The organism is Mycobacterium sp. SMC-2 (assembly GCF_025263485.1).
Lineage (GTDB): Bacteria > Actinomycetota > Actinomycetes > Mycobacteriales > Mycobacteriaceae > Mycobacterium.
Genome location: NZ_CP079863.1, coordinates 3,355,519 through 3,362,557 on the forward strand (window position 1 = coordinate 3,355,519; position 7,039 = coordinate 3,362,557).

Sequence of the window (7,039 nt, forward strand, 5' to 3'; positions counted from 1 at the left end):
ACATTTTCGTCGAGACGGAGACGTCCCGGCTACCCGCTTTCCTCGCGAACCTCCCGGTGGCTCGCCGCTACCCGGTGCAATGCAACTCGACGATGCGACCGGCCGAGACCATGGCCAGCGCCGCGTTCTGCGCGGCCGCCGGGGTCGGGCCCCAGTGGGCGCCCCACCGGCCGGATCCGAGGGCCAAAGCGACGCAAGCGTTCCGGGCCCACCCCGCGACGGTGCATCCGGCGCCGTGCACCTGGCAGTTGCCCAGCGCTATATGGGTGGCCTCCTCCATGGTGGTGCCGTTGTTCTCCCAACCCGTCCAGCCGGTCACGGGGGAGTAGGCGATCACGGCGTAACGGTCGGGGGCTGCCGCCTGCGCGGCGGGTGACGTGGCGGCCGCAGCGCCGAAGAGGGCGGCGCTAGCGCCGGCCGAGGCGATCAAGGCGGAGAGGCGGTGACTGATCATTGCGGAACCTCGCGAGTCGTCGTCGGTGGACGAACTCAGGATCGGCTGCCCGGCTTGCGATGTCCTCAAGGAATCCTTGGCGTTCGCGAACCGCTTGCGCTACCGCACTTTCCGGAGATCGGCGAGGGAGTATCTCAGCCCGCCGTCCAGCCGGATCTGCACCGCCGCCACCGCCAGCATCACCGCGGCGGTCACCAGATGCACCACCGCGTCGGTGACGTTGTTGGGAAAGGTGAAGACGAAGGCGACCTGATGCGAGAAAAAGGCCCAAATCCCCGGCAGCCCACCGGCTATCGCGGCGAGCAGCAGATACAGCACGGCCCACGACTTACGCAAAGCGAATACCAGGCCCGGCGCGAACAGCGCCAGACCGGCGACCGCGTGCCAGCCATTGAAGTCCATGCCGAGCAGCTGGACGGTCGGCGCATTGGGGCCGATCGCGAAACTGGGATTGACGATGAAGCCAATCACGGCCTGAACGACATGAAAAGCGCAAATGATCAGCAGCCCGATCTGGGCCAAACTCCACCTCATGCCTGCACCTCCTTGTGCGCGGTGGGTTAGCCCGAATACTACGCCCGGTAGTATTCAACGGCAACGCGAACCGGCCGCGGTCAGTTCCGGCCGGGAAGCTTCATCACCGTCCGTACGATGGGAAGTAGCGACTTCTGCCACAGGGTTCCCGGAATACCAAGGGGCGGATCGAGATTGAACACCCGGGCGGTCGCGATCGTCTGGGATTCGGTGTATTTCAGCAGACCCTCGGGACCGTGCCGGCGGCCGACACCGGACTGGCCCATCCCGCCCATCGGCGCGCTGAGGCTGCCCCAGGCGAACGCGTAACCCTCGTTGACGTTCACGGTCCCCGACCGCAGCCGGGCGGCGATCCGCTGACCCTCCGCGGAGGAGCCGGCCCACACGCTGGCGTTGAGCCCGTACTCGGTGTCATTGGCCTTCTGGACCGCCTCGTCCACGTCGGCGACGGGGTAGATCGAGACCACCGGCCCGAACGTCTCGTTGGCCGCGCACTCCATCTCGGGCGTGACGTCGGTCAGCACCGTCGGCTCATAGAACAGCGGTCCGATGTCGGGCCGGGCTTTGCCACCGGTAATCACCTTGGCGCCCTTGGCCTTCGCGTCATCCACGTGGTCCGTCACGGTGTCCAGCTGGCCCGCGGAGATCAAACTGCCCATGTCGACCGAGAAGTCATACGCGGTGCCCAGCTTCATGCCCCGCACGGCGGCGCCGAACTTGCCGACGAAGTCGTCGGCGATGTCCTTCTCGACGTAGATCCGCTCGATCGAGATGCAGAGCTGGCCCGCGTTCGAGAAGCATGCGCGGGTGGCCGCCTTGGCGGCCTTGTCGAGGTTGGCGCCCCGAGTGACGATCATGGCGTTCTTGCCGCCGAGCTCGGCCGAGAAACCGATCAGCCGGCGGCCACAATGCTCCGCGAGCCGTCGGCCGGTGGCGGTCGAGCCGGTGAACATCAGGTAGTCGCAGTTGTCGACGATCGCGGTGCCGACCACCGAGCCCGGGCCGGGCACGATCGCGTAGAGCGCTCGCGGCAGGCCGGCCTGGTAGAGCAGCTCGGCGCACGCCAGCGCGCAGTACGGGGTCTGGCTGTCCGGCTTGAGCACCACGGCGTTACCGGCCACAAGCGCAGGCACCGAGTCGGACGCCGTCAGCGTCATCGGGTAGTTCCACGGCGAAATCACCCCGACCACGCCCTTGGGCTGGTAACAAACCGTGGTCTTGCCGATCCCCGGGAGCAGTGACTGCACCGTCCGAGGCTTCAGCAGGTCCGCCGAGACGCGCACGTAGTAGTTCGCGTTCGCCATCAGGTCGACGATCTCCTCCTGCGCCGCCCAGCGGGCCTTGCCGGCCTCGGCCTGCAGGAGATCCATCAGGAACTCGCGGTTCTCCACGACCAGGTCCCGATAGCGGGCGATGACGTCGATGCGCTCGCTGACCGGACGGTTCGCCCACTCGACCTGCGCCGCGCGCGCTTCGGCGAACGCGGCTTCGACGTCTTCGGCCGTGCCGACCGGGATCGTGGTCAGCGGCCTGCCGGTGAAAACCTCGTCGATGGTCTTGGTCGGGCGTGCGCTGACGTCCTTGATCGCGGCCAGCTGGCGCAGGCGGTCGAAGACTTCGGGTGACGGCGCGGGCATGTCGTTACCTCCCCAATGAGCACAGCGTCCAGGACACCAGCCTATCCCCATGGCTTGCCAGGGCCGGCGCCGTTAGCGGTCCGAACGTGGAGACCGCGCCGTGAGCATCCAACAATTGATTCGGATGCACAGTGGCACGGGCGATTTCGTGGCGATAGCCGATCGAATGGCGGCATGGCGATGTCACGTCGGCGCGAGCATAATCGGGCCCGTGGACCCACGCAGCGCTGTTCGATCCCGATTTCGTCAGCTACACCAATAGGGGTGTTTTCTCATCCCGAATCCGTGGGACGCCGGCTCGGCGATCGTGCTCGCCAAGCTCGGCTTTCCGGCGTTGGCCACCACGAGCGCCGGGCTGAGCTTCACGCGCGGTCTGCCGGACACAGTGACCGCACTGTCCGTGGACGAGGCGCTGGACAACATCGGCGAGATAGTGGCCGCGGTCAGCGTGCCCGTCAATGCCGACTTTCAGGCCGGCTACGCCCGGGATGCCGGTGACCTGGCGAACAACGTGGCGCGCTGCGTCGCCACCGGCGTAGCCGGGCTCTCCATCGAAGACGGCACGGGCGTCGCGGACGCGCCGCTCTTCGAACTGGCCGAAGCCACCGACCGGGTCCGCGCCGCCCGTTCGGCGATCGACGACGCGGGAGCCGACGTCATGCTGACCGGCCGCGCCGAATGCTTCCTTTACGGCCACCCGGATCCCCTCGCCGAGGCAATCAGGCGCCTGCAGGCCTACGCCGAGGCTGGAGCCGAGGTGCTCTTCGCGCCGGGCGTCCGCACCAGAGAGGACATCGCGACCCTCATCGACGCCCTGCGGCCATATCCGGTCAACGTTCTGATGTCCTCCGATACCGGTTTGACGGTGAGCGACCTCGCGCAGCTAGGCGTGCGCCGGATCAGCGTCGGCTCGGCGTTCAGTCGGGTCGCGTGGGGCGCGTTTCTCGGTGCCACGCGGAGATTGATTGACGACGGCTCCTTCGGGGGGCTGGCCGGCGCCGCGAGCTTCGACGAGCTGAATCGGCTGTTCACGGAATAGGCGTGGGCGAGGCGCCGTCACATTCGCCCATAAGCGAGCACCATCATCAGAAAGAGCGTCGCCAACACAAGGAACATCATCGCCATTGGGTCGATTAGCTCGAATAGCATGTCGGCACAACCGTTTCCGAGCTGAAACCGCTGGGCACTGCAGGTGTCGCGAGGGGAATTAGTTCATGCCGGCCAGGTAGACGCCGTAGGGCACTGCGTCGAGGAGCGTGACGGTGAGCCCGACGCCGTTGGACAGCGATGGCGCTGCCATCGGCGTCATCGCCAAACTCGGTGCCGTCGAACAACTCCCGCAGGGTGGCCAGCTCCTGCCGGAGTCGCGCGTAGGCCTGCGGCGTAAGCCACGCGGGCTGCACGCTAGTCATGGTCTTTCCCCTTTCCATCGGTGGAGACCAAATGGCTTCCGGTCCAAGACGCCGTTCGCCGGCGGTTGAGCGCCGCAACCGTTGCGGGCGTGCGCTTTGCGCGACGCGGCCTGGTACGGGGCGGCCTTGAGCAGGGTCACGGGCCGCCCGGTGTCATGGGGAATCGCATAGATGCGTTGCTCGCCGGGGCGAGCACCGGCGATGCACCGGCCCAGCGGCGACGCCATCGAGTACACCTTGATGTCGGCGCCTTCGGCGCCCCGCCGGCCGAGCAGCAGCGTTTCCGTTTCCCCGGTGGCGTCGTAACGAATGGTCACCACCATGCCGGGGCCGGCGATCCGTTCGCTTGCGGGATCGTCACGCACGGTGGCGGTGGCCAGCAGGTCCTCGATCTCGCGGATGCGTCTTCGCCGCGGGGCGGGGCGTGCGCCGCAATTGCCGCCGTAATCCATGGCTTCGTCGGGGACCTCGATGCTGCGCTGGGAGCGCAGCGCGGCGAGTTCGTCCTGCAGGCGGCGGCGCTGCTGCGGCGTGATAGAGACGGGTGCGTGAAACGAGACGCTGCCTTTGTATCCTCCGGCGGTCAGGAGTTGTTGCGATTGCCGGATTTCGTCGCGCCCTACACGTTCGGGGGATGGTCCACCTCGAGCAGCCTGAGGGCGATCTGCTCCACCCGGGCGTTGGTGTCTTGCGAGAGTTTGACCAGCAGCTTGAACGCGGCGGCCGCGTCGATGTCGAATCGCTCCACAAGCGTGCCCTTGGCCTGACCGATCATGTCCCGCGTTTCGATGGTGCGGCGCAGTTGCTCGTTCTGGCTGACCACTGAATCTTCACTACCCGGTCATGCGACGGGATAACCCCTACGGGTTCAGAGGACGTGCATGCCCTGGGCCAGCTGCGAGACCCCGACCACGGTGAAGACCGCCACCAGAATCTGCCGGTGATAGGCGCGGACCCAGTCGTGCAGCTGCCGCAGCAGGGCCTGGGTTCGTGCCGGCGCGGCCACATAGCCGAGCAGGATCATTTCGACCACCGAATACATCAGTAGGACGAAGGCGATCGAGGCGCTGACCTGCGTGGCGACCGCGGCCCGCGAGGCCACGATTATCGCGAGAATGAACAGCACCCCGTCGGCGGGCACCGATGCCAGCCCTATCACCCAGGCAATCCACAACGAACCTTTCTCCCACGCGCTGTGGGCGCGGTGCAGCGGGCGCCGGATTCCGGAGCGGTCCTCGGGAGAGACATCCCGCGCGCGGCGCAGGAATCGTGGAATTGCGATCGGCGTGTCCGGTGCGGGCGTGCGGGCCGCGGATCGGTCGCTCGATGCCCTAACCTCCGACCGCTGACGCGTCCAGAAACGCACGGCCATCAGCGCGGCGATCGAAAGCCCGAGCACGCCGAGCCCGATCTGGATGTGCGGAAGGGTGGAGCTGGTGGCTTTGGTGGTGCCGCCGTGCCCTAACGAGCCGAACGCCGACGTGAAGTTGAGCAACATCAGCGGCGCGAGCAGCTCGGGCACGCAGACGGTGAGGCCGCCGACCCAGTAGGCGAGCAGGTTCGGCCCGGGCCGCGGCCGGGAGATCATCAAGAGGGCGAGGCCGAGACGCACAGGATTCAGCGCCGCCAGAATTCCCAACCCCAGCACTGACCCCCACATCGCGCCAGTTCTACCCGGGCCCAAGGGGCCCTAAACACCGCGACAGGCAATTGTGGCGTTTGGAATGATTGCAAAGTCTTCAGCGGGCGAGTCGGGCCGGTGTTCGAATGGTGGTTTGCTGCAACATGATCGGGTGACGCCGTCGCTCAGAAGGTCGTGAGGCCAGATCGCCGCGTGGCAACGATGTTGCCGGCCTCCGAAACCACCGGGGTTTCGACTGGACGAGGCGGCCGTTCGGTACCGCATCGGTGTCGCCGTCCGTGTTCCCCAGCAACGGCATCGCGTGGGTACGTCTTGCGGCAAGCCATGATGCGGAGTTAGCACAGCAAATCGCGTTCGGCACTCGCCGCTGCTGTCGCGTAGGGAGGGAGATGCCCCTTGCGGCCAATTTCGTTCGCCGTTGTATCCCTCGGCCCTGCGCAGTCGCGTGATAGCGACTGCCGGCTCAAACGATTGCCCCCGCCGGTCCCTGGGGCGGAGTTAGCCGGCCGCAAATCTTTTGACGTCGTGCCGGCCAGGCACGCAAATCGGCTTTGGCAAACAAGAAGCGTGTGGCCGTTGGCCACGGGATCAGGCTTGTCGTCTTTAGGCAGACCAAGTCCCCGGGACAAACCTTTGTTTTGCTGGCGGACGAGACATGCGTCAAACAGCTCGTACGTTGCGAAACTCTTATGCAAGAACAAAATTCACACGTTTACCCGATCTGGCGTTGGGTATCCGGCGGCCCGTGGAGTGCGACACCCAAAGTCGTAGCGCCAGCTTGCTAGTGGTTCGCTGGTGCGTCGACGGGAGCCCCCGCGAAGCGGCGTATCCCGCTTCCGGGTTACCGTTGACGCAGCGGACGGCATTGCGGTTCAGGCCGGGGAAACAACTGGGGCCAGAACCACAGCCATGACGGTCACCTCACGACGGGGGTCTCCGCAAAGCTCGTTGGCACGGGCATCGTGCCGGTGGGTGGGTCGGCATACTGGTCGAAACTAACGGCCAATTCTGAAGCGCTGCAGCGAGTTCCGTGCTGCGCGCAGCGTTTCGTGCAATTTCCATCTGGCCTGTAGGAGGTTGTCCGTTGCAGCAGAATCCGTTCGACGACGATAACGGAAATTTTTTCGTCCTGGTCAATAACGAGGAGCAACACAGCCTTTGGCCAACCTTCGCCGACGTCCCGGCGGGGTGGCGGGTGGTCTACGGAGAAGCCGACCGCGCGGCGTGTCTCGACTACATCGAACAAAATTGGCCCGATATTCGTCCCAAGAGCCTGCGCGCGAGGCTGTCCGCTCGCGGTTTGTGATGTCTAGACAGTCTAGGTATGAAAGAGTCGAAGAAGGGGTTTTGGGGGGATTTC

General features: G+C 65.9%; 8 protein-coding genes. 2 read left to right on the top strand and 6 right to left on the bottom strand.

The window, feature by feature from the left end; all coding sequences use genetic code 11:
- Positions 1-67 precede the first annotated feature (67 nt).
- The 3 genes from KXD96_RS15785 to KXD96_RS15795 form a co-directional block, all read right to left on the bottom strand.
- Positions 68-454, bottom strand: coding sequence for a DUF4189 domain-containing protein (locus KXD96_RS15785; RefSeq protein WP_260737124.1), 387 nt, complete (start codon positions 452-454; stop codon positions 68-70).
- A gap of 99 nt (positions 455-553) precedes the next feature.
- Positions 554-988, bottom strand: a complete 435-nt coding sequence (locus tag KXD96_RS15790; protein ID WP_260737127.1) for a DUF4383 domain-containing protein — start codon at positions 986-988, stop codon at positions 554-556.
- Between the two features lie 80 nt (positions 989-1,068).
- Positions 1,069-2,625, bottom strand: a complete 1,557-nt coding sequence (locus KXD96_RS15795; protein ID WP_260737130.1) for a succinic semialdehyde dehydrogenase — start codon at positions 2,623-2,625, stop codon at positions 1,069-1,071.
- Between the two features lie 307 nt (positions 2,626-2,932).
- Between KXD96_RS15795 and KXD96_RS15800 the strand changes: the two genes are divergently transcribed.
- The gene (locus KXD96_RS15800; RefSeq protein ID WP_260737132.1) at positions 2,933-3,664 is read left to right on the top strand and encodes an isocitrate lyase/phosphoenolpyruvate mutase family protein; all 732 of its coding nucleotides are present in this window, start codon (positions 2,933-2,935) and stop codon (positions 3,662-3,664) included.
- Between the two features lie 369 nt (positions 3,665-4,033).
- Here the strand turns inward: KXD96_RS15800 and KXD96_RS15805 are convergent, their stop codons facing one another.
- Genes KXD96_RS15805 through KXD96_RS15815 form a run of 3 tightly spaced genes read right to left on the bottom strand, consistent with a single transcriptional unit; the run spans position 4,034 to position 5,697 of the window.
- The gene (locus KXD96_RS15805) at positions 4,034-4,624 is read right to left on the bottom strand and encodes a GreA/GreB family elongation factor (protein ID WP_396878815.1); all 591 of its coding nucleotides are present in this window, start codon (positions 4,622-4,624) and stop codon (positions 4,034-4,036) included.
- 32 nt (positions 4,625-4,656) lie between these two features.
- The gene (locus KXD96_RS15810; protein ID WP_260737138.1) at positions 4,657-4,860 is read right to left on the bottom strand and encodes an ANTAR domain-containing protein; all 204 of its coding nucleotides are present in this window, start codon (positions 4,858-4,860) and stop codon (positions 4,657-4,659) included.
- Between the two features lie 45 nt (positions 4,861-4,905).
- Positions 4,906-5,697, bottom strand: a complete 792-nt coding sequence (locus KXD96_RS15815; RefSeq protein WP_260737140.1) for a GAP family protein — start codon at positions 5,695-5,697, stop codon at positions 4,906-4,908.
- A gap of 1,066 nt (positions 5,698-6,763) precedes the next feature.
- On the opposite strand from KXD96_RS15815, the gene KXD96_RS15820 reads away from it, so the two are divergent.
- Positions 6,764-6,985: an MbtH family protein gene (locus tag KXD96_RS15820; RefSeq protein WP_260737142.1), complete on the top strand. Its 222-nt coding sequence runs from the start codon at positions 6,764-6,766 to the stop codon at positions 6,983-6,985.
- Positions 6,986-7,039: the final 54 nt, after the last annotated feature.